This window comes from Rubripirellula tenax (genome assembly GCF_007860125.1).
GTDB lineage: Bacteria > Planctomycetota > Planctomycetia > Pirellulales > Pirellulaceae > Rubripirellula > Rubripirellula tenax.
The window spans coordinates 216850-243572 of the sequence record NZ_SJPW01000001.1; the positions used below are offsets into that span (position 1 = coordinate 216850).

A 26723-nucleotide genomic window follows, 5' to 3' on the forward strand; every position below is an offset into this window, starting at 1 on the left:
TCAATCGATGATGTTGTCCAATTCGTCACCACTCGCTGCATCGCCATCACGGTAAGCCGTCAACAGCGCAGTCGGGTCGATGATTCGCCACGACGGGATGCTTGTTGCGACCGCGGTCACAAAGGCACCGCCTCGCAACGCCCACAACACGTAACCGATCGAGAACAGCCCGGCGGCGGTCCCCGCACTTCCAACGAGCAATTCGACGGCCGAGTCTTCCGCCGTCTCTTCCGTAGCATCCCAATCGATCCAACCGATGACGTCTTGGTATGCGGTGTTGATGATTTGCCCCATCGGCGTGATCGTGAAATCCTCCACTTCGAAACGGCCATCGCCTTGCATCGATACTGTTAAGCCTGAATTGCTCGTGTTTCCAGAACCCGCGTCGTCACCGTCACTCGCTCGATCTGCCAATCCTACTCTTAGCGAGAATCGATCTTCTTGATTGCCCGAGTTCGCGTTGGACGCTGCATTCCCCGAATTCCCCGATGATGTTGTGGGAGTAGGTTGTGGAAGCGACGATCCGCCGAACTGGCCCACGCCGGAACCGTCGTCCGGCTCGGTGACGGGGTCACCATTGTCCGTCGGATTCGTTGGATTTCCGCCACCACCGGTGGGTGCTTGAACGGCGGTCACGGTAATGTTCACCGCGACCTGGTTGCTCTGCAAGCTACCATCATCCACGTAGTAGACGAATGAATCGCTTCCGTAGAACCCTGGATTCGGTGTGTAAAACAACCGTCCGTCGGGCAGGAGAGTCAAACTGCCGTTCGTCGTCGGTGAAACAATTACGGCGGTAAGCATGTCGCCGTCGACATCACCGTCGTTGACGATCACTCCCGATGACAACCCGATCGTCAACGTACTACCAGCCACCATCGTGTAGTTGTCAACAATTGCAACGGGCGCTTCGTTGACGTTGGTCACTTGAATCACGAACGTATCCGTCGACGTGCTGCCGTCAGTGCTGGTTGCACGAACGACGACCGAATGGCTTGCGATGTCTTCGAAGTCAACGCTTCCAATCAACCTTACCACACCCGTGGCAGGATCAATTGCGAACCGACCACCGGCATTGTCATCCAACGAGTACGAGATGACATCTGTACTGTCTTGATCGATCGCGAACGCCGTCAAGTTTACCAAAGTTCCAGCGGCGGAATTTTCGTTGACCGATGGCGTAAAGCCACTCGCGTTGGCGATGGCACCGACGTCGAATTCATCGACGTCACCGATCGCAATCGCATAGATCGCTTCCGTCCAAGAACCATCTTGGCTCGTCGAACGAACCGTTACGCTGCGGCTGGCACCATGTGACTCGCGATCAATCGCTGCCGCGGTCGTAATCACGCCGGTGACGTTATCAATATCGAACAGGCCGTCAACGTTGCTGGTCAGCGAATAGGTCACAACATTAGTTGTCGCATCCAGGTCTTGTGCGGATGCGGCGATTCCAACTTGAGTACCAATCGAAACGTTCTCGTCAATTGCATTCGGAGCGGAATCCACATCCGTCGTCGGCGTCGTCGCAAACTCGTTGACATCATTGATTGCAATCGTGAAGGTAGAATCCGATGTCGAACCGTCCGCTGATGTGGCCCGGATGACGATGGTCCGCGTAGGGCCGTCACCTTCACGATCGATCGCACCATCCACCGAAACGATGCCGGTCGCCGCGTCCACCTTGAAGCGTCCACCGTCGTTGTCGACCATCGAGTACGTGACCGCGTTGTTCGTCGCGTCACCATCGGTCGCCGCGACCGTAATACCAACATTGGTTCCGATCGCCGCATTTTCAGCGACTTGATTGAGCGAACCGTCGGTGTCGCTAGGCGAAGTGACGGTAAATTCGTTCACGTCGTTCAACGCGATCGTTACTGTGCTGTCGAAAGTGGCACCATCCGTGTCAGTGACCCGGACCGTGATGTCGTGTGATGTGGCAAGTTCATAGTCCAGCAGGCTGCCATCGGCCACCGAGACTTCACCCGTTACGCCGTCGATCTTGAAACGACCGCCCGCAGTGTCTACTAGGCTGTACGCTTTCGTATCGCCAGCATCGACGTCGGAACCCGTCATTCCGCCAACGACCGTATCGTTGACTGCGTTTTCATTGACACTTCCGAGCGATGCCGCCAACGCGTGGGGCGCATCGTTCGTGCCGCGGATCGTCACAGCGATCTGCGTGCTGCTGGTCAACCCGAGCGAGTCTTGAACCGTGTAAGTAAACACGTCGCTTAGCGTGTCCGAAGCGGATCGCAGACTCTCAACGCTCGCATGGGCGTTGTTGACCTGATAAGTGTAGCTGCCATCCGCCAATATCGTGATCGACCCATAGCTTCCGTCAACGGCAGCCCCAACCGAACCGCTTGCGCTGGCCGCCGATCCGGCGACAACACCCGTCACCGTCTTGGAGTCTCCGCTGTCAACATCCGTATCGTTGGTCAGCACATTGCCCGTTGGATCGACGCCCGCGGTTGCGTTGTTGATGCCACCGGCTTCGACTGCGGTCGCCACATCCACGACTGCGTTCGGAGCGTTGTTCGCACCGCTAACCGTAATCGTGATGGTCGCCTGTGAAGTCGCACCTTGGTTGTCGGTCACTTCGTAAGTAAACGTCACGTCGCGAGTCTGCCCCGCAGCCAAGTCTTGAAAATCGGTGCCAGGGTCGAACGAGTACGAACCGTCACCGTTGACCGTGGCCGAACCTTCCGTCGTGTTGGTGATCAATGCGTAGGTGTGCGTGTCGCTGGTGTCCGCATCGGTTTCGGTCAATTGACCGGTCACGACAGCACCACCTTCGTTGGCGGTATTGGTGCCCGCTTGAGCCACGGGCCCATCGTTGGTTCCCGTGACGGTGATGGTCACGATGGCCTGCGACGTTGCGCCGTTGTTGTCTTCGACTTCGTAGGTGAAGGTGACGTTGCGAGTCTCGCCCGCGGCCAAGTCTTGGAAGTCGGCACCTGGGTCGAACGCGTAGTTGCCGTTGGACTGGATGGTCACGCTACCTTCGCTCGTGTTCGCGATCAAAGAGTAGGTGTGCGTATCGTTGGTGTCGGCATCGGTTTCGGTCAGCGTCCCATTGATGATGGCTCCATCTTCGATGGCGGTGTTCGTGCCCGTTTGAGCGACCGGAACGTCGTTGGTGCCCGTGACGGTGATCGTCACAACAGCCTGCGACGTCGCACCGTTGTTATCTTCCACTTCATAAGTGAAGGTGACGTTGCGGGTTTCACCATCAGCCAAGTCTTGGAAGTCGGTGCCGGGATCAAACGCGTAGTTGCCATTCGACTGAACGGTAACACTGCCTTCGCTGGTGTTCGTGACAAGCGAATAGGTGTGCGTGTCGTTGGTGTCAGCGTCGGTTTCGGTCAGCGTTCCGTTGACAACGGAACCGTCTTCGGTCGCGGTGTTGGTTCCTGTCTGAGCAACCGGTCCGTCGTTGGTTCCGGTGATTGTGACAGTCACGGTTTCGGTATCGGATAACGGCGTGCCCTCGTCGTCAGTGGCACTGACGGTGTAAGTCAGAACCAGCGTTTCACCGTCGGCCAAGAAGTCAAACGCCTCGCTGCCGGAATTGAAGTTCCAGTTCAGCGTGTTGGTCGTTTCCGTTCCATCAAGGATCGCGGACGGCGAAACGGTCAAAAAGTTGCGCAGCGCCGCGTTGTCGAGTGCAACGGGCACGCTCGCCGAACCGGTGCCGGTGACAACGACGGAATCCACCGCGGCAGTCACGTTGTCGGTGCGGTCCAGATCGGTGACGGCGAGCGTTCCGGTGCTGGTCAGTCCCGTGTTGGTTTCAGTCAGTGCTGCGGTGTCCGGTCCGTCCGTGATGACGGGGGCATCGGCGGTACCGTTGATCGTGATCGTCACCGTTTGCGTGTCCATGCCGCCTTGACCGTCCGCGACGGCCACGGTGTAGGTCAGCGTCAGCGACTCGCCGGTGGCGAGGTAGTTGAACGCTTCGCTGGCGGAATTAAAGTTCCAGGTCAGCTTGGCGGTTTGCTGCGAACTGTTGACCACGTTCGTCGTCGTGGACAGCATCGAAAGCAGGTCCCCGTTGTTGGATCCCAAGCCGGTCGTCGTGCCGCTGGTGGTCACGCCGGTCACGCTGCTGGTAACGATGTCCGTTGTATCAATGTCGGTGACCGTCAGTGTTTCACTGGCCGTCAGTGTTGTGTTGGTTTCGGTCAGCAAACGGCTAGACCGATCGCCGGTGTCGACGAACACATCCGGGCCATCGTTGGTGCCCGTGATGGTGATCGTGACCGTTTCAGAATCCGAAAGCGGAGTGCCATCGTTGTCGGTGGCGCTGACGGTGTAGGTCAGGATTAGCGTTTCGCCGGCGCCGAGAAAGTTGAATGCTTCGCTGCCGGAATTGAAATTCCAAGTCAACGTGTCGCTCAATTCGGTTCCATCGAGAATCGACGTCGGAGTGACAGACAGGAACCCTTGCAGCGTCGAATTGTCCAGCGAAACCGGAACGCTTCCCGATCCGGTGCCCGTCACGGCAACCGAATCCACCGCTGCGTTAACAACGTCGGTCAGGTCGGAATCCGAAACAGTCAGTGTTCCGGTCGATGTCAAACCTGCGTTGGTTTCAGTCAGTCCGACCGAATCCGGTCCATCGGTGATCAGGGGAGCATCGTTGGTGCCCGTGATTGTGATCGTGATCGTTTCGGTATCGCTCAGTGGCGTGCCGTCGTCGTCGGTGGCGCTGACGGTGTACGTCAGCACGAGCGTTTCGCCGGTGGCGAGGAAGTCGAACGCTTCGGTGCCGGAATTGAAATTCCAGGTCAGCGTGTTGGTGTTTTGGGTTCCGCTGAGGATCGTCGTTGGCGTGACGGACAAGAAGCCTTGCAACGCCGCGTTATCGAGAGCCACGGGAACGCTGGACGATCCTGTTCCCGTGACCACGACCGAATCAACGGCAGCGGTCACCACGTCAGTCAAATCCACGTCGGAAACGGTCAGCGTGCCGGTCGAGGTCAGACCCGTGTTCGTTTCGGTCAATCCAACCGAGTCGGGTCCGTCGGTGATCGTCGGTGCGTCGTTGACGCCGGTGACGGTGATCGTCACGGTGGCCTGATCGCTGAGCGTGCCGACACCGTCGTCGGTGACTTGGTAGACAAACGTCACGTCGCGAGTTTCGCCGGTCGCTAGATCTTGGAAGTCGGTTCCGGGGTCGAATGAATACGATCCGTCGCTGTTGACGGTCACGCTGCCTTCGCTGGTGTTCGAAACCAACGAGAACGTCAGCGTATCGCCAGGGTCGTTGTCGCTGGCGACCAGCGTTCCATTGACCACGCTGCCGTCTTCGACCGCCACGTTCGTGCCATCGGAGCCGACGGGTGCGTCGTTGACGGAATTGACGGTGACGGTGAACGTCACGTCGTAGGTTTGCAAGCCGTCGCTGACTCGCACCGTGATGTCGGCTGAACCGTTGACATTGTCGGCGTAGTCGAGTGTCAGCGTATCGGCGGCGTTGTCCAGATTGACGCTCGTGAACAAGGCTGCGTTGGTGTTGCCGATGACGGAGTACGTCAACTGAGCATCGGTGTGTTCTTCGTCGGCGAACGCGGCGGCCAAGTCGATGACCGTGTTCGGTGCGTCTTCGTTGACGTTGACGTCCGCGATCGTTCCGCTTGGCGGCGTGTTCAAGAACACGTCGTAGTCGTTCGCGTTGTAGGTGTCGAACGCGGTGTAGTTCTTCGCCGAATTGTTGGCAAGGGTGAGGCTGCTGAACGTTCCGGTTCCGGTGGTGTACGTAAACAGATTGTTCAGCAATCCACCCGTCGTGACGCCGTTGACATCCAGCACGAGTGAACCGGACGTGATGATCGCGTTGCCGCCGATGGCGATGGAGTCGTAGACGGTGTTGGAGGTCACGTCCAAACGAACGATGCCGCCGTTGATCAATTGCAAGTTGCTGGTGATGCCGCCACCGCCGGTCAGGGTGCCGCCGTCGATGATGACGTTGCCGAGCGAGTTGACCGTGTGCCCGTTCAGGTCCAACGTTCCAGAGCCAACCGTCAACGTCTTCGCGGATCCCGTCATCACCAGATCGTCGAGGAGCGTGACGACGCCGGTTGCTTTGTTGATCCTGATGTTTCCGTCGCCCAGGTCATCGCCGGAGATCGTTTGATTCCCGGTGCCGTTGAGGACGATGTCAAAATCGCCGACCACGAACGCGTCGATGCTGTTGATGTTGCCCGCGACGAGTAGAGCGTGGCCGTTGCCCAGGCTGTTGCCGGAAAGGCTGGTCATCGTCAGGTTGCCGCCGATCGTCATGTCACTGGTCAGCGAGAACGTGGCGTTACCGCCAAAATTGACGTTATTGAACGTGATTCCTTCGGTATCGAGGACCAGTCCGCTGCCTGTGAATTGTGTCGTGACGCCGGTCAGAACGACGTTGCCCGCAGTGTGGGTCAGGCTGCCACCGATGGAGAAGTCGTTGACGAAAGTGACGGTGCCGCCGGACTTGTTGATGATCGCGTTTCGCAGCAACCCGGCTGCCGTGCTGCTGGTGACAGTTTGGTTCGCACTTCCGCCAAATTCGATTTGCGTGGTTCCCGCATACAAATTGTCGACAAGCGCGACGTTGCCGGTGGCGAGGATCTTGCCGCCGTTGAGATTGTTGATGTTGGTGATTCTCGTCGTGCCATTGACAGTCAACGTGTTGACGATGTTCTTCGTTCCACTTTGATTGAGGGTGAAGTCATTGATCGGGCCAATGTTCCCATCCACGGTTCCTCCGGTCTGAATGCCCATCGTCAAGTTCAACGCGGTGGCATTCACGGTTCCGGCTGCCCGCGACAGACTGCCAGCCAACATCATGTTGCCGCTAAGCGTTGCGGTTCCGCTGGCCTTGTTGATGGTCAAGTTCGATATCGCCGCACTTGCACCACTGGCCGTAACGGTTTGGTTGGTGGTCCCATTGAGAACAACGGATGTGGTTCCGACCCAACTGTTGTCGACCAACGACACATTGCCCGCGACGTTGATCGTACTGCCGTTGATGGTCGTGGCATTCGTGATCGTCAAGTTCTGGTTGACGTTGATGCCGCCAACGATTGTGACGGCTCCCAGGCCATTGAATTCCACGTTGTTGAACAACAGACTCGCGGCGTTAACCGTTTGAGCGGTATTGCCAACGATTCGGAATGTCGACGAGCCAAAATCGACGGTGCCGCTAGTGTGTGTGAAGTTGCCTGCGATCGCCATGTCGGATTGCAGCGACAGCGTTCCACCGCTCTTGGCGACTTGGACGTTTCCGAGTGGGAAACCGTTGTTGCTGTACGATTGATTGCCCGAACCATCGAAGACGATCGTCGAGGTACCTGTCGACAACGATCCGGTGTTGACGAAGTTGCCCGCCAATTCCAGTCGACCGTTGCCCCAAGTACTGGTTCCTCCAGTATGCGAGAAGTTGCCGTCGACGTTCAGGGTTTGTCCGATGAACGAATAGGTACCGCCGGCACTGCTGAAATTGTTGGCTACGTTCAAACTGCGCGATTGGGTCACCGTGCCGGTGTAGTCGGCACCGACTTGGACTTGAGTGACGGCACCGGCGAACGAAGCGTCCACGGTTGAGTTCTTCCCGCTGGTGACATTGAACACGACGATGTCGTTCGCTTCAGGAACCAAATCATGATCCCAGTTCAGTGCGTCGGACCAATTGTTCGTCGTTCCGCCGCCGTCCCACACGAACGTGCTCGTTCCTGGAGTCACGGTTACGAAAACGTAATGTGAATCAGACAGACTTCCATCGCTCGCTAGGATCGTCAGCGAACTCGCACTGTTGTAACCCGCTTTTGAGTTGAAAACCAATCCGTCCAAAGCGGCGTCGATGTTGGCTTGTGTTCCGGTGAACGAAAGCGTCCCATCGCTGCCGTCGGAATCGGTGAAAGTCAAACCGGTCGTTTGCGACAGCACAATTCCCGCATGCTCGGCGGTGAGTGTCACCGTCAGGTCGTCGCCATCGACATCGAACGTGTCGATCAGGCTGGAACCTTCGAAAGTGAATGAACCGCTCTCCGCGACCGTTGCAGCCGTGGGGCCAGTGACGTCGGGCGCGTCGTTGACATCAGTGACGGTGATGCGTGCGACCGCGACTTCGTCACTGAACGCCGTCGTTCCACCAATGACCGCCGTGCTCACTTTCGTGCCGGCGACCGAACTGTCGGATCGGTCCCAGGCAATGAAAGTCAGGTTGGAAATCGTGCCGCTATTCCCGTTGGGTACATAACGCAGCAAATCGGTGTCGCGGAGGACCAATGCACTGGTGGAGCTAACCGTGCCAACATTGCTCCAGCTTGTTCCGCCGTTGATCGAGTATTGCCACGTTCCGTTGCCGCCGCTGATTGACCGAATGGCGATGCCTTCGACGGCACCATTGTCGACATCGGTGATGCCGGGTGCATTCGTCGCAATCACCGACGCGACCGTTTGCCCAGCGTTGTTGGTGGCGTCTTCGTTGATCGAGTTGAACGTGTAGATCCCGGAAGTGTTGAACAAGTCAGGTGAATCATTGACATCGGTGACAACGATTTGACCGGTTGCCGAATTCGACGAGTAAGCGGTGTCGCCGCCATTGATGGATGAGTTGCCGAACATGCGAACGGTGTCGGTCGATGCCGTTCCGGTCGTCGTGTCCCATGCTCGATACGAGAACGTGGCGGTCTCGCCGTTTTGCCCGTTGGGTACGAAGCGAATGAAGGTGTTCCCGTCGAGCAACAGCGAACCAGTGGTGGACGCTGTTCCGAAGTTGTTCCAAGCAGACGCGTTGGTCGAGTACTGCCAGGTTCCACTGCCAGTGAAGCCCGTGATCGCCATTCCGCGAACGGCTCCTGTGTCAACGTCCGCCCATCCGGTCGTCGACAAAATCGCACTCACACCCGCCATCGTGCCGGTGGTGTCTTCATTGGTGCCAGCGAAGTTGTACGTTGCCGCGTTGGTGATCGTTGGTGCGTCATTGACGCTACTGACCGTGATCTCCGCAGTACCCGTGTTCGTGGACCATGGCGAGCTGCCGCCGGCCGACGTGGCGTTGCCGTAGTTGGCTGCCGAGTTCGTCGAAGCCGTTCCGCTGGTTCGGTCCCATGCCTTGTAGCTAAACGTTGCCGTCTCGCCGTTGTTTCCATCGGGCTGGAAACGAACTTGCGTCGTCGACGTTAACAGCAAAGCGTTCGAGTTCGACACAGTGCCGAACGCACGCCACGTGGTTCCGTCGGTGGAGTACTGCCAAGTGCCATTGCCCGTACTGCCCGTGATCGCCAAACCGCTTGACGCACCCGTGTCGACGTCGGCATACGAAGAACTTGTCAAGATCGCTGACGCGAGTGTTCCGCTGGAAGCAGTATCCTCGTTCGTGCTCGGCAAAGTATACGTAGGGGCCACTGCGATCGTCGGCGCATCGTTGACGCCCGTCATGACGATCTGCGCGTTCGCGTTGTTGATCGAATACGCGGTCGTCCCGCCATTGGAACTCGTGTCTGCGTGGGCACGCGTCCCGTTGGTCGACGGTGTTCCCGTGGTCGTATCCCAGGCTTTGAAAGCGAAAGTGGCTGTTTCGCCATTGAGATTATCGCCAACGAAGCGGATTTGTGTCGTCGCGCTCAGCAACAGTGCGTTCGTTGAACTGACCGACCCGAACGTATTCCATGTGGTTCCGTCGGTCGAGTACTGCCAAATTCCATTTCCGACGTAGCCCGTGATAGCCATGCCACGTACCGCACCGGTATCAACGTCAGCCCAACCGGTTCCGTTGACAATCGTCGTCACGGTGGCACTTGTTGAGGTCGAGTTCTCGTTGGTACTCGTGAAGTTGTAGGTCGAACCGTTGGTGATCGTCGGAGCATCATTGACGCTGCTGATCGTGATCGTGCCGATTTCGTTCGCCGTGCTGAATGCCGAAGTTCCACCACCACCGTTGGACGATACTTTCGTCGCAACCGTTCCGGTGGTCTGGTCCCACGCTCGGAACGAGATGGTTGCTGAACCGCCGTTGTTTCCGTTGGGGAGGAATCGCAAACTATCGGTATCGCGAAGCAAGAGTGATGACGTTGCCGACACGGTACCAACGTTGGTCCACGTCGACGTGCCATTGAGCTGATACTGCCACGTGCCCAGCGTGCTGCTGGCCGTGATGATCGCGATGCCTTCGACGGATCCGGTGTCGACATCCATGATGCGATTGCCGCCGGCACTGGCGATCATGGTTGAAATCAATGTGCCGCTGTTCGTCAATGCGTCTTCGCTGATCGCGGCCAGAGTCGTCGGTCCACCGTTGTCATAGGTCGGCGCATCGTTGACGTTGGCCACAACAATCTGCACGTTCGCGGATTGTGTCGAATAGGCCGTCGTTCCGCCATTAATCGATGAGTTACCGAGTCCGCGGACCGCGTTCGTCGACGCCGTGCCACTGGTGGTGTCCCAGGCCTTGTAGCTGAACGAACCCGTTTCTCCGTTTTGCGAATCTGGAACGTAGCGAACTTGCGTGTTGGCACTCAACAACAGCGAACTGGTTGCCGAGACCGTGCCGACTGCATTCCACGTAATTCCATCGGTTGAGTATTGCCATTGCCCATTGCCGACCGTCGAAGTAATCGCCATGCCACGCACCGCACCCGTATCAACATCGCCCCAGCCAGTGCCATTGATAATCGTTGATACAGTCGTCCCAGTAGATGTCGTGTCCTCGTTGGTGCCGGCTAAGTTGAAAGTCGCACCGTTGGTTTGCGTCGGAGCGTCGTTGACCGCGGTTACGTTAATCGTGATCGTGTTTGGGGTCTCATCGTCCAGTAGACCACTGTCCATGACGCTGAACATAAACGTTGCAACCGCCGCGCCATTGACATTGGTTGCGGGATCATAGGTTAGTTTTCCTGTAGCGATGTCATTCGCTAGGACCCCTTGTCCCGCAGTCACGGCGACGCCATTGAGTCTCAGTATTCCTGAAGCAGGCAACGTGTCGATGCGGACTGAATGGAGAATTTGTCCATCAGGATCGGTGAACGCGAAATCGTTACTCGCAAATGTGTAAGTCGTGTCTTCATTGGTTGCGATCGTTTTGTCGGCACTGTCGGGAGCTTCGTTTATCCCCGACAGTTGAACTGTCAGGGTTTGGTCATACGACAGCTCTCCATCACTGATGCGGACGATGACGTTGTGCGAAGTCGTTGTCTCGAAGTCAAGCAGTGATCCATTGGCCACCGTGATTTCACCGGTCGTCGGGTTGATCGCAAACCGTCCGCCCGCGTTGTTTTGGAGCGTGTAGGTCAATGTGTCGCCGGAATCAGGATCGACGCCTTGGACGAATCCGACTGAATCGCCCGTGTTGGCGGTTTCACCGAGTGTTAGTGTAGTGAGTTGATTGGTGCTGCCGATCAATCTTGCATCGGCCCAGATCGCATCGTCTCCCGAGGTCGTACCGTTGCTATCAACTTCCAGTCGCAGGGTTGTACCGCCGATCGTGTTGATGACGATATTCTCGACTGGAGTGGCATTCGTGAACGTACCGCTGGTGAATTGCAGCACATTGTCGACATAGACCCGGAAGATCAAATTGCCGTTATCGGCGATCGTGTCATTGATTCCTATCGTGGCACGGAACTCTGAAGCACCGCTCAGTGCATAGTCGGCGAATGCAGTGCCGTCAGTATTGGGAGAGAAGCCGATGCCGTGCGCGTAGTCGATCCCGTCAATCAGAATTTCGGAAGTCAAGACTCCGGCGTCCTTCCATACGCCAAAGAATATATTATTCGTTACGGTCGGCGTCAGCGAACTCAGATACGTTGGGTTCCAGTATCCACTGGTTGGCCCCGCGTTGACATCAAACTCGTTGCCGAATTCGGACGTCCCGATGCCGGTCATCGTTGCAGTTGCGGTAATCTCGTCGGTATCAACAACTCCCGTGACGGCGATCGTACCGGAGTAGTTTCCACTGGCATCGGTGGTTAGGAACCCGAGGTAGCGTTGGCCTTCGCCGCCACCGTCGCTTTCAAAGAACTCGATGCGAGCATTGGCAAAATCGGTGTCACCCGGTGCGGTGCCAACGTACCCCGAAAGCGACAAGTTCCCGCCGACGAGGTTGGCCTGGGTGATGATGGGATGGTCAACGCCCTCGTTGGCTTGTGTTGCCAGCAACGCACCGTCGTTCGCGTTTTGCCCGTCACCAAATGCAGTCACGCCGGTGCGTGAATCGAGATCAATCCCAATCCCGAAGTTTCCATAGATGGAGTTTGCGGAAATCGTATTGGCCGTAGGTTCGGTCGCCCCAGTGTAATACGTGATCAGAATCCCCGCACCACCATCACCGGCGGACCCCGTTGTTCCCGTGATCACGTTCTTGGAAATCGTATTGTTGTTCGCGTTATCGCCCAATCCGATGCCAGCCGTGACTGCGGCAACGATCGTGTTATTGTCGATCAGGTTGTTGTTCGAGTCGTACCACAGTTCAATGCCTTTTCCGTTGTAGGCCGCCACGGTCGAAGCGAGCTGCACATCGTGTACATAGTTGCCTTGAACGGTGTTGCCTTGGCTATCGATCGTGATCGCATCGCCGGCGGTATGGCTTGCGGCGACTGTGTGAACTTCGTTATCCGTGAAAGTGGATCCGTCGGAGTTGCCGTAGAACAGTCCATTGAATCGAACGCCGCTGATGTCCAAGAAGGCGATGTAGTTGTTCGTCACGGTCGAGGCACCGTCGATTGCCATGCCGGTTGAACCGCGTGACGCCCCCGGATCGCTGCCGTCGGCACGAGCACCGAGGACAGTGTCAATCACGGATGCTCCGCCCGCGGCGACGACGTTATCGGTGATGTAGATCTGGGCTCCCGTCGATCCAGTTGTCCGGACCGCACCGAAGACTGCCAGGTCGCGAACGGCCAGGTCGTCACCATCGAGAACCAGCCCGAGAGTGTTTCCATTGGCGTCGATTTCGAGTTCTTGACGTTGGGTAGCGTTGAATGCAAGATCGTCGACACCAACGGTGCGTGCTGTGTTGACATTGCCAGCGTTCGTGTCGACGATTGTCGTGCCATCTGCCGAGCTGAATGCGGTTCCATCGATCGTTGTCCCGCCATCGGTCAACGAAGCAAGGTTGCTGGCAAGCTGTACGCTCCACCAATCATTTCCGCCGCCGTCGGTGGCGTTAGTCGCCACACCAGGTACAAATCGCATGGCGTTGTTGCCAGCAATTGCGTTGGCGTTGTCGACGAATTGGCGCAAGCTTCCTTGTCCCGAATCGCTGACGCCCGTGACCACATTGAAACTGAATGCGCTATCAATGTTGCCGACGTCCGATCCGCTGATGGAAACTTGAGTGACGTGTTGAGCCGTCAGCAGAGAAGCAGCGTTGTCGGAAACGTCAGCGGCACGCCCACCGTAGAGTGATCCATCGCTGACTAAGAATCCAGCACCGCTGGCGGCACCCGTTACGCCGTAGGTTTGTTCCGCCCAAACATCGTTTTGCGTGTACGTCGCATTCAGTCCAGCCGATGACGCAATCGTTGTTGAATCAACCACGACGAAGTAGGTGTCATCCAGCAAGCTCGTGAACGAGTAAAAACCGCCGACATTGGTAGTCGTCGTTGCAAACAGTGTGTCGCCCGCTGAAATGACGTTGTTATCGTCGGCATCTTGGTACAGGTACACCGTGACACTGCCCGCGCCCACGGCATCGGCAAGGTTGGAGTCGCCGTCGACATCTTCAAAAATGTTCCCTTCAATGCGATACGCATCGGTGACGTTGATCGTGATCGTGTTGGCAGTTGGATCGGTATTCACACCGCTGTTGGCGGTTCCACCGTCATCGATGACTCGGAAAGCGACCGTAGCGTAGCCCGCGCCGCTCGCTCCCGAAACTGGCTGAAACTTCAACCGGCTGCTATCGATCGTAGTCACCGAAACGTTGTGGCTGCCCGTAATCGCTTCCCCGGCGTCAATCACTCCGTCATTGTCGGCGTCAATGAAAAGCGTTCCCGCCGAAACGGCTCCGCTGAACAGCACGCTTGCCAGACTGTCACCATCGGTATCGCTGAATCCGAAATCTGCGGCTGTGAACGTATAGTTGGTATCGCGAAGGGTGGTCACCGTGTTGTCGGTGCCCGAAGGTGCGTCGTTGACGGCCGTGACCGTTTGATCGGCGGTCTCGGTTGCCGATGAGAATGCGGATGTTCCGCCATTGGTACTCGCGTCCTGCAACGAACCATTGGTGCCTATCGATCGATCCCAGGCTCGGAAGGTGATCGCATCGGTTACCGTGCCGTTAAAGTCCGCGTTGGATTGGAAGTAAACTCTCGTGGTGCTATTGGCGTTCAGGACTCTTGCCGAGGAATCGCTGACACTTCCTAGGGCGTTCCAGTTCGTGCCGCCATCGGTGGTGTACCACCAAGTCCCGTTGGTGGTATCGGCTGCGGTGATGGCGACGCCGGTTTGAGAGCTCGCATCGACATCCGTGACGTTTCCGCCCGTCTGCACCAATGCGGTGACAACGGTTCCCACGGCACCAACCGGCGCGCCAGCGTCTTCGGCCTGTGCAGTGAGCGTCAAATTGGCCGAGTTATCCAGCACCGGCGCATCATTGACATCCGTGGTTGCGATGGAAACAGTCTCGATCGCGATGCTGAACGCGGTGGATCCGCCGTTGGCAGATGTGTCAACCTTCGTGCCGAAGGTACCGCTGGTTTGGTCCCAAGCACGGAATTCGAATGTCCGATCGGTCGTGTTACCGTTTTGTCCATCGGGGGCGAAACGAACCAAGTCGGTCGAACGCAGCAGTAGAGCTGATGTTTCAGCCACAGTGCCAAAGCTACTCCAGTTGGTGCCGCCGTCGATCGAGTATTCCCAAAGACCACGACCATTGATTTTGGTTGTGATGGCGATGCCTTCGAGTGATCCCAAATCGACATCCGAAATCGGCGTCCCCCCATCGCTGGCGAGAATTTGGGCGACCGTTCGACCGCCGTTATTCACTTCGTCTTCGGTAATCGTTGGCAATCGCAGGTCATCGGCCGTATCCAACACGGGCGCGTCGTTGGCACCGTTGACCGTGATCGTGACGGTCGCAATCTCGGAATCATTCGTCCCATCGTTCGCTCGATACGTGAACGTGTCGGTTCCGCTGAAGTTGGCGTTGCCGGTGTAGTTGAACGAACCGTCGGCGTTGAGCGTAAAGCTGGACGCGTTCGACGGACCCGTCACCAAAACAGCGGTCAGCGAGTCGCCCTCGATGTCGCTATCGTTGGCAAGGACTCCGTTTGCCGCCGAGACAGTGAGCGTTGTGTCTTCATTGACGCTGTAGTCAGCGGGCGTGAAGTCGGCCAGGGCAGCGATTTCGCTGGTTGACAGTTCGCGTTGCAGGATCGCGACTTCGTCGATTCGGCCATCAAAGGTGCGAACCGTGTCGGGCGATGAGGTCGTCGCCGCACCGATCCAGACTTCTTGCGCGTTGGTATCGACGGCACCGCCGACGCTGTGGGTCGCTTGTCCGACGATGTTTCCGTCGAGGTAAAGCGTCATCAAGCCGGTGGCGGCGTCGTAAGTTGCTGCCGTGTGGTGCCAAGTTCCGGTTTGCAGATCTCCCGTTGTCGCAATCAACGTGTCGACGTGACCGCCAGCCGAAATGCGAAGACGCAGGTGCGATTGCCCGCCGTCGTCAAACGTGCTGAGCATCCACGTGTGTTCGCTCTCTTGAATCCCGGATGCCTTGCTGACGATCCGTCCTTCATCCAAGCTGTCGGCGTTCACCCATGCCGCGATGGTCAGCCCGGTTCCCGAGACATTCAGTCCGCCAAGATTGACGTAGCTATCGTTTCCGTTGAAATCGGCTGCCGTGCCGCTGCCGCCGGGAACGCCCGTTGCGCCCAAAGTGACGTTATTGTACGTGCCGTTGTTGCTTCCCGAAGAATCCGTTGCGGTTGTGCCGGACGATTCGCCCAGGGAATAAACGCCGATCGAGTCCGCATCCGCATCAAGGTCAATCGCGGAACCCGGATCGTCGGCCGCCACAGGCGCGTCGTTAACGGAGTTGATCGTAACCACGAAATTCGCGATCGCATCGCCGGCACCGTTTTCATCGCCATCGGTGAGGATCAGCCGAATCGGATCGGAACCGCGTTCCGTCCCCGAATGCGTGTAGGTGACGCGGCCGTTGTCGATGTCGTCTTGAGTGAACGTGTCCCCGCCATCGAGCGCCGTTCCGCTCAGATAGACACGTCCGTACTTGGGCGATGGACTGACTCGGTAGGTCAGCCCCGTGCCCGAATCGTCCGGATCGCCTTCGTTGAGCATCGCGTTGGTGAACGTGAACGATCCACCTTCATTGATGGTGATTCCGGTATTGGTCGCAAACGTTGGTGCGTCGTTGACTTCGGTGGTATTCAGATTCAGCACGGCCGTGTCAGAGCTGTATGCCGTGGATCCACCATTGGTCGTCACATCTGTCAGTGAACCGACGGTGCCGGTGGTTTGATCCCAACCGCGATAGTTGATCGAAAGCGTGCCGCCGTTTGTGGTGCTGGGGGTGAATCGCACTAGATCTGTCAAACGCAGCAGTCGTGCGTCCGTGTCACTGACGCCAACGAAGGAGTTCCAAGTGCTTCCCCCATTGATGCTGTACTCGAACGTTCCGCTGGTCGTGGTGTATCCGGTCACGGCAACGCCCAAAACGGTATTGTCGACGTCGGTCAATCCACCGCCGGGAATGGCTGAGATCGCCGTGATGACAACCGCATCGCCCTCGGTGTAGGTGACGTCCGTGGGTGTGGTACTGACCGTCGGCGCGTCGTTGACCGCGTGGACTTTCACCACCAGCGTCTCCGTCGCTGAATCGACATCGCCGTCGTTAACGACGAACGTGATCGTGCGATCGGTTGTGTCGGGATCTTGGTTGTCGCTGTCGAACGTGATCGTCGCGATCGCGTCTTTGTAGTCTTGCAGCGTGACGGAGTTCGCCGTGTCGCTGGTCAGCGTCAGCGTAATGCTGCCGTCGGCGGTCAGGTTGCCGGCAGGGATGCCGGTAACCGAGATGCCGAGTGCGTTGATCGCGGTTTCATTGACATTCAAAATGTCGCCGATGCGTCCATTGGTCAGCGTGATCGTGACTGACTCGGTATGCGTATCGTCCGGATCGCTGATCGCAAAGTCCGCGTCACTGATCGCGATCGGGCCGCCGTCTTCGATGAAGACGGTTGTTCCTTGCGATGCCTGAATCGTGAAGTCGCTGATGTTCAGTTGGTTGCTGGTGCTGGTGAAGTTCGCCAGCGTCAACGGCGAGATAAACGCGGTACCGTGTCGGAACAGTGTTTGGCTGGTCGCGCCCGAGTCCAGACCGCCGCCGAGCGTGGTTGTGAAAGTGCCGCCAGTTTCGTTGACCGTAATTCCGGAGCCCAACGGATACTGATACGTTCCGCCGGTGGGTGACATGTTGCGAACGGCGTCGCCAGCCAAGATGGTCGGCCCCGCCCAGGCGGTCCGCAATGTGATAACGTTACCGACGATCGCGTTCTGGTCCCACAGGTCAGTCTCCGTATTGCGAGTGTACGTGTAATCGTCGTAAGTTTCTCCCAGGCTGTTCGTGTATCCGTACCAAGCCAACGACCGATTCTGTGAGCTTGTTCCGTTGTGCCAGCCGGTTGCGTCATTCAAAACGATCTGCGTCGCACCGGCGACCAAGTCCACGGCCAGTGTCGTGTCAACGGCTCCGGCGACCTTGCCCGTGTGCTGCGAGGTGATCAGATTTCCGTCGATGTCATAGCTAAAGAAACCGAAGTAGTGGATCTCGCCGGGAACGTAATTTCCGCCCGCTCCATCCCCTGAAAATGCGGTGACCGAAATGTCATACGTTTGACTGGGGTCGATCGCGATCCGGTTGTCCGAAGCAATGGTCGCTTTACCGTTGACGACCAACGAGCTGGATCCACCAAAGTCGCCCACAAAATCATCAAAGCCGGTCGAGATTGTCGCGGCATCGTTCACCGCCGTGATATTGACCGTGGTGCTGCCGGTCGCTTGGAGAGCCGAGCCGCCTTGAGTTTGAACCGTGTCGCCGCCATCGTTGAACGTCCAGTCAATTTGTACGTTTGGGTCTGGATTGTCGCTGCTGTTGCTGTACGCAATCGACTGGAGCGTCGAGTTGACCAGTGCGTTGGATGCGTTGCTATTGAACGTCAATACCAACGTGCCGCCCGAGTTGGTCGTTACCGTCCCAATCGTCGTTCCGCCGTAGGTTAGGCTGCCAGCCTGACTGAGTGCCGCGAGCAAACCGGTCGCACTAAACACATCGTCTGAGTTGGCGGCCAAATTCCGAGCCAGCGTCAACGTGGCTCCGTCGAAGTTGTCGAATTCGGAAAGTTCCGCGTCAAAGATTTCAACATCGGCATCCAGTACAACCGCCGCACCGTCTTCGATGAACGTTGGATTACCGTCGAGGGAACTCGCGATCGCGCCAAACTGCTGGTTCAGCGACCCATCGCTGTTGTACTTAACCAAAGCGAAATCTTCATCGGTGCCGTTGTTACTCCGTCCCGCCACAACAATCGTGCCGTCACTCCCAACACTGACGCTGTAGGCTAAATCGTTGCCCGATCCGACGGGTGTCGTTACGATCCCGCCGGTGCCAAACGTGTTGTCAAGCGAGCCGTTCGCGTTGTAGCGAACCAACGCGAAGTCGTTATCGGTGCCGTTGGAGCTGTATCCAGCCACAAGGACCTTGCCGTCGTCCTGCACCGTGATGGATTCAGCTGTATCGCTGGTCGAGCCAACGGTTGTCGTTACCAATCCCGTGCCACCGAAGGTGCTGTCCAGCGTGCCATCGGCGTCGTATCGCAGAACTGCAAAGTGGTTTCTTGATCCATCAAAGCTGGCTCCCGCCAACAGAATCTGGCCATTGGCTTGCAAAGTGACACTGTTCCCAATTCCGGCAGCTGCGCCACTGGGCGTCTCCACAATTCCGTCGCCACCACCAAAGCTAGTGTCGAGCGAACCGTCGGTGTTATAGCGAACCAAAGCGAACGGTTGCCCGCCAGTTGAACCGCTACCGCCCAGTAGAAGTTTGCCGTCAGCCTGCATTGTGACGCTATAAGCTTGGTCTGTCCCAGACCCAAGTGGCGTCGTGACGATTCCGCTAGCGCCAAAAGTACTATCGACTGTCCCGTCTTCGTTGTAGCGAATCAGGGCGAAATCTTGATTCGTGCCGTTGAAGTAATGTCCGGCGACCACGAACTTTCCATCTAGCTGAGTCGTGACGCCCCAACCTTGATCTTGCCCCGCCCCGATTGGCGTGGAGACGATCCCGTCGCCGCCACCAAAGGCAGTATCAAGCGTTCCGTCGGCGTTGAAACGAGTGACGACGAAGTCATCTGTACTGCCGTCGTTGCTGTATCCAGCGATAAGAATCTTGCCGTCTGCTTGCACAGCGATGCTGTTTGCGACTTCGTTGTTCGCCAAGATGCCCGAAGTAGCAATCCCGTCACCGCCGCCAAAGGTCATGTCGAGCGATCCATCGGCGTTGTAGCGAGTCAACGCAAAATCAGCACCCGAGCCGCTGTTGGTCGTTCCTGCGACAAGAATCTTACCATCAGGCAAAACAATCGTGCCCGCGCCGGCATCATAATTCGAGCCAACCGCCGTCGTCACGATCCCATCACCCACATCAAACGTCGGAGTATCGTTCACCGCGTTGACCGTGATCGCCACGCTGTCGGTTGTTTCGGTTTGGTCCGTCGCCAACGCCGCAATCTCGTCGCTCGACAAGGCACGCGTGTAAACTCGAGCGTCGTCGATCAGGCCGTCAAACGCGTGGCCTGTTCCGTTTCCGTTCTGCCCGATTCGAGTGACGGTTCCCTGATTGTATTGGATCGACTCGGTTGCTGTGTCAGTCAGGACAAGTTCGCCGTTGATGTAGATCGCGACATCACCGGTCGCGTCATCTATCGTCGCGGCAACATGTGTCCAGCCCGCATCGGAGATGTTGACGTTCGTGCGGACTTCTTGCCAGCTCGATGTGCCGCGAATGATGAAAGTCAGACCGTTGGTTCCGTCGATCGAGCGTAGTGCCACATTGTCGCCAAGTGATATGATCTCACCGGAGTACGTACCCGAGTTCACGTTGACCCAAGCAGCCAGCGTCACGTCAGCCGGATTGCCGAACATGCCGGGGATTTCAACATACTCGCTGTTGTTCAGCGACAAGACATTGCCGCGTTCCAGATCGCTTACGAACAAACCCGTCGTCGTTGGCGTACCGTCGTCAGCGGTCCCAGCCGAAACATCGTCGGCGTTGCCTTCAAAGGTGTAGTGCCCATTCAGATCGGCGGCCAGTTCGGTCGTCACGTTAAGCGAGACGCTGCCGTTGAAATCCGCATCCGGCGTGAACGTCATTCCGTCCAACGCCGCGTTGATGTCGGACTCGGTGCCGTCGATGACGAGGCTACCGATGCCATTGGCTCCTTCAATGAAGGTCAGACCTGTCGTTTGCGACAGATTCAACACGCCACCGCCCACCGACAACGTGACTCGCATGCGTGAGTCGGTACCGCCAACTGTATCGGTCACGCTGACTTCGGTTGCCGTGCCGCTGGTGAAGGTCAACGTGGTGTCTTCGTCGATCGACTGAGCCGCCGGAACGGTTTGAGTCGCTTCGATGCCGTTATCGACTGCGATCGCCATCGTTTCGCTGTAGCTGTTGCCGGCCGCATCGGTGGTCTGCACACCAATGTTGTGAGTCGTCGCGGTTTCGTAGTCAATCAACGAACCATCGGCGACGGTGATCTTGCCCGTGTTGCTGTCGATCGCAAAGCGTCCACCCGCGTCGTCGGTCAGGCTGAACGTGAAGCTGGACAGAACTTCGCTGGCGTCCCATTCGATGATGAAATTGTGGGTTTCACCGGCTGCGCCATCGGCCCAACCATCGGTGGTGTGCGAGATAAAGCCGTAGTCTTGGTCAGCGATGTCGTTGGGTTGCCCCGAAATCCAGTTTACATAATTGCCGTTTTGGGCGGACCCGCCGATAGCACCCTGCCAGAACAGATCGCTCGCTTGGTCGCCTTCGTACCAATACCAGTCGCCCTCGACGCCCTGGTCAGAAGCTCCGATCCACGCCTGAGTCCCCGAGCCCGCGATCAAGCCGCGCGCGACTTGTTGTTCGTAATCGCTTTCTATCACGATCAACTGGCCGCCAACACCGTTGACCTGGGCCGCGATCGCCGTGGTTTGTGCGGCGGTCCAGCTCACGCTGTCTTCGACTAATCGATAGAATTTGCCCGTCGCCGCGTCGTAGGACAGCGTCGGGTCGTTGTTCAGAATGGTCGTCACAGCAGCGGGAATCTCGATGACGCGAACGTCACTGATCACAGCGGCGTAAGGGTCGTCGACTCCGGCGGCAAAACGCAACACGGTGCTGGTATCGTTAGCCGTAAACGTCATTGAACGCGGCTCATATCCGGTTCCTGTGCCAAACGTGTCCGTGACCTGGAAATCCATTGACTGCCCCGCCGCCGAGGCCGTCAAGTGCTTCACCGCGTCGCCGCCGGAGAAGTTACCAGTCATATTGAAGATCAACTGATATTGGCGACCGATTTCGGTCGTGAGCGTCTGCGTGATTGAGGACGGGAAATCGCCCATCTCGCCCTGCAGTTCCAGCCCGACGCCGCCATCAGGTGAATCGAACATCGAAGTATGCGTGACGACTCCCGACTCGACGGTCCAGTCACCGATTGTTTGACCTTGGGAATAATCAGTCCACGATCCATTGTCTCCTTGAAGAAATTTCCCATCGGTGACAATGTCCTGCGGCGCATCCGGATCACTCGGCACGACATAGCCAACACTGGCTCCACCCGCTGCATTTTCGCTGATGTGCAGGTCTTCGACTGGCGTGCTGGCAGTGAAGCCTGTGCCCGTGGCATGACCAACGCTCAGATTGTTTGCCGAGACCACATCGACGACTTCGTTGGAACCGTTAAAGCCGTCCATCTGCCAGTTGGCAACCAAGCCGCTGGGCAAACTGCCGCTATCGAACTTGTGTTGATGGTTGAGCGAGATTTCGGCCGCGCTGCGGACTTCGTTCCAGATACGAACGTCGTGCAGCGTCCCGCTAAAGGCAGAATCCGAGTCGAAGGCGTCGGTTGTCGATAGCCGGTCTTGCCCCAACACGAGTTTGGCACCGGTTGTTACCGTGTAACTGTTCCATGCGGCACCTGAAACTCGTTCGACGAACTCGCCGTCAATGTAGAGGCTGGCATCGCCTTGCGAACCGTCCGACGAAAAAGCCAACGAATGGAAGTCGCCGTCGAATAGATCGGTGTACGTTCCCGTCGTCGTCAGTCCAGCCCATTCGATGGTCCCGTCCTGATTGATCGCGATTCGTTCGTGATAATTACCAGCACTCCCTTGAAAGGAATAGAGCGTCGCACGGGTCGTCGGTGTTGAGAGGTCACTGAACGTAAATTCAAACGTCAGCTCATCCAATCCATGCAGATAGTTTTCAGGGGAGTCTTGAATTAAATACGCATCGTTCCCGCCGTCAGTATTCAGCTCGATGCCGCTGGAGAGATTCGTCGGTGCGTTGTTCGACTCGGCCAGATCATTCAGCGAGACGGTGAACGTTTCGTCGTAGGTGTTGAGATCAACGTCGGTCGTGCGGATTGTGATCGAGTGCGTCGCATTGGTTTCATAATCGAGCAGCGAACCGTCGGCGACGATGATTTTTCCCGTGTCGGCGTCGATGGCGAATGCACCAGCGACCGTTTGCGAATTGATCGAGTAAGTCAACGCATCGGTGGCGTCCAAGACTTCGTCGGCATCCCACTCGACGACATAGCCGTAAAAGTTGTGGTTGTCGTGATCGGCGTCTAGCCACTGACCGGTCGCTCCATCCAGTCTGGCGACATCTTCATTGTTGCCCGCATCATTGGGCTGTCCGGATTGGAAATTCTGATACGCACCGTTTGCGTTGTATCCATTTTCGTCACCATTCCAGAACAGGTCCGCCTCAGAGCCTCCGTCGACCCAACGCCACTCACCTTCCGCGTTTGAGTCTGTCGCGCCAATCCAAACGTCAAAACCGACGTCATTCGCCGCGATCTGACGAACGAATTCGTTCTCTCCGTACGAACGTATCGTGACTAGTTGGCCGTTGACGCCATTGAGCCCTGTGCTTTCCGCTGCGGTCTGAGCGGCACTCCAAAGACCTGTGGTATCAACACCTTTGTAGAACTTGCCCGTTTCGGCGCTGTAGCGCAATGTCGGATCGGCGGCGAGTAACTGCGTGATGCGGGCTTCGCGGTCAACGTCGGTGCCGTTGATGGTGCCAACGACTGTGCCATCGACTGCGTTTTCATCGAGCGACAGGATCAGTGAGGGATCACTGCCGTTGAAACCAGACTGGCTGGTGTGTTTGACCGTCAGGTTGTTGCCTGAAACGGACTCGGTGACGACGCCGTTGGTGGAAAGATTGTCAAAGTTCCACTGGGCGATCATGCCAGTTTCGTCATGCGGCAACTCACTGCGGTAGCTTGCCGCCATGGCGGCGTCGGACCGGATGCCCGAAAACAGCCGTGCGTTGGAAAGCGTTCCCTGAAACCACTGCGCGGTCGAAAAGCCGCCTTCGACCGAATCTTGCTCTTGGCCAAACAGCAACGTTCCACCCGCTTCCAGAGAATAGTTGCCCGCCAGCCCGGTCCCGCTGCCCATCGAGACGCCGTCGAGGAACATTTCCCATGCGCCCAGGTTCCCTGCGCGTCCGTCCCAGGTCAGCCCGATCGTGTGCTCGCTGCCATCGCGAAGCGTTCGGAAATCGAACGTTGTGGGTTCGATAGCCACGGAGCTCCCGCCGAGAAACACACGCAGGTCACCGGTCGAGCCGATGATCAAAGTGAGTTCGTTGGAGTCGTCTGCCGTCGCGTACGAAATCAACGTTGTGTCGCCGATGTTGCGAGTGGTTGCAAAACGAACTTCATAGGTCAACATGTTGCGTCCACCAAGCAGCGTCCCGCCATTATCGGCCAGCAGGTACGCATCATTGCCGCCATCGTTGTTGAGCTGCAATCCGCTTTGCGAGTTGGAAATGGTGGTGAGGTCGCCCGGCGCGGTGTTGCCGGCGCTGGACGTCGCGACGACGGCTTGTGAGAGCTCGGACGTATTGTTGCTGATCGTCGCAGTGGCGGTGATCACTTCGCCCGCTGCGACGGTACCGGAATAGCCGGTTAGCGTGACGTTGGTAAACGTTGCATTGCCGCTGGCATTGGTGTTGACTGTGGTTGAACCGAGATATTTTTTCGCGTCACGTCGAGCGTAGTTGCCCGTCGACGGTGTGGCGTAAAAATGTACGACCACGCCGGTAACGCTGGCGAGTGTATTGATCGAACCGCTGACAAGAACGGTTGTTCCGGCACCGTTGACTGTCGTTGTGGAAATGACGGGAAAGTTTTGCAGGCTATTCGGGCCACTGTCGGGATCGAGCGTATCATTGGCCGTGACACCTCCGCTACCCAGGTCGATTCCCAGCCCGCCGCCAGAATAACCGCTTTGATTGTAGATCGAGTTGCCAATGATGGCGTTTCCGGTCGACGCATCGGCGGCTACCCTGACGCCGTCGTAACCCAAATTCGTCATGTCATAGTTAGTGATGACGTTGCCTTGGCCGGAGGCTGTACCACCCAGGGTGTTGTTGGTGGCACCGGCTGAAAACACGATGCCGTGAAGATTGTTGCCGCCCAATAACGTTTGCGTTGCATCGGTACCGATGTAGTTGCCGTAGATGAGCGTGCCCGATGACGCGCCCGCGATCGAGATCCCGTCGTTATTGGATCCTACAATCACGTTACCCAAGCCGACGCCGCCAATCGTCGTGTTATCCGCACCGCCGGAGATGAAAATGCCGATAGCACCATTGCCGAGCACGGTCAGTCCATCGCTGCCCACGCCGATGTAGTTATTCTGAATGAAGTTCCCGTCGGTTGCTTCGCCATCAATTTGCACGCCGTCTTGGTTGTTACCGGCGATGATGTTGCGTCGCGCCGTTCCCGTGCCACCGATATAGTTTGCCGTGGCTCCGTTCTCGATGCGAACGCCGTCTGTCGTGTTCCCTCGGTCGAGCAAGCCGGTGGAATCGGTTCCGATGTAGTTTCCGTACACCATGGTCCCTGTCGAACCAGCATCTTGGATATAGATACCGTACGTGTTTCCGGACGATACGTTGCGTTCGTTGGCATCGTTGGATCCGTCGGCGTTGGTTCCGATCAGTGTATTGGTCGAACCGCTAGCGACTTGCACGCCGGTCCAGCCGTTGCCGACAAGTGTCGTTCCGTCGGATCCGAGACCCAGATAATTTCCCTGAATGCTCACTCCCGACGACGCATTACCTACAAAAACTCCCGAACCCGTGTTGCCGGAGAGAACGTTTCTTGCACCGGACATACCCCCGCCCACCAAATTTCCAGTCCCCGCGCCCCAGAAAGTGATGCCGCTGCTGGAATTGCCAATCGCATTCAAGCCCGTGAAATCGGTGCCAATCAAGTTGCCTTGGATAGTATTGCTGATCGTCGTCGCGCCCAGGATTTCGATTCCGTTCCAGTTGTTACCGGAGATCAGATTGCCGGTCCCAGCGGTGGTGCCACCGACCACAACACCAGACGAGCCATTCGTGATCGTAATGCCCGACTTGTTACTTTCCTGTGCGGTCCCATTGACGTCCGCGGTGCCTGCCGCGTTGGTGCCGATGTAGTTGCCTTGGACCGTCGTGTTGTCAGCGTTATCAAGATAGATCCCTTGGTTAGTATTGCCCGAAATCACATTTCGCGAGCCGGCGGTGCTGCCGCCGATGATATTGCCTGAGCCATTGGCAATGAAGATTCCGTAGGCGTTTGCCAGTGACGCGTTCCCGGTTGCATCAACACCGACATAGTTGCCCAGAATCGTGTTCCCGGTCGCGGCCGCTCCGGTGATAAAAACTCCACCCACGCTGTTGCCGCTTAGCACGTTGCGATCGGCGGCCAGTATGCCTCCGATGGTCGTACCCGATCCGGCGACGTAGATGCCCGACCCCGCGTTGGCTTCGGTGGTGCCCGCCGTGAGCCCCGTCGCCAGGAAGCTGCCCAAGTAGTTGCCAGCGATCGTGTGATCGTCCGAACCAGCAAGAACGTGGATGCCGTGTCCGGTGAAGTCGCGAATAACGAGGCCGCGAATTTCGCTGCCATCGGCGGTCGCCCCGAGGGTCAGTCCGCTGGCGGAAACGTTGTTGCCGTCCAAGATGATGGCGGGGCGACTGCTGTTGGTTGCATAGCTGTCGTCGGTCGTTGCGTCTAAAATGACGGCATCAGTGATGGTCGGCAATGCGGCGCCGACGTTGATGGTGTGAACGCCGGTTCCGACAATGTTGAAATTGATGGTGTCGAGTGTGCCGGCGGTGGCGTTGGCCTGTGTGATTGCCCATCGCAGACTGCCCACACTGCCGTCGTCCAACGTATTGGTGACGGTGAACGTCTGTGGCTCGAGGCCGTCGTAATTGTATAGTCCCGCGACATCGCTACTGGTTAGCGAGCGATTGTAGACGCGTCCATCATCGATGAAACCATCGAAGGCCCGCGTTAAGCTCGTCCCGTCGTACTTGTCGATGCCCCAGCCGCCAAAATCAAGGTCCGCGACATCATCGAAGAACGCATTGGTATTCGATGAGCCAGTCGCATACGTCACCGATTGTTCCACGCCATTGACGTACAACCGGT

Annotated in this window: 1 protein-coding gene (running past one end of the window); it reads right to left on the reverse strand. The window is 57.4% G+C overall.

From position 1 onward, the window contains the following. Positions 1-26723 carry the 3' portion of a LamG-like jellyroll fold domain-containing protein gene (locus tag Poly51_RS00920; protein ID WP_146453474.1) on the reverse strand. It continues 1903 nt past the right edge of the window, so only the last 26723 of its 28626 coding nucleotides appear in the window; its start codon lies off the right edge, out of view — the gene reads right to left on this strand; its stop codon occupies positions 1-3.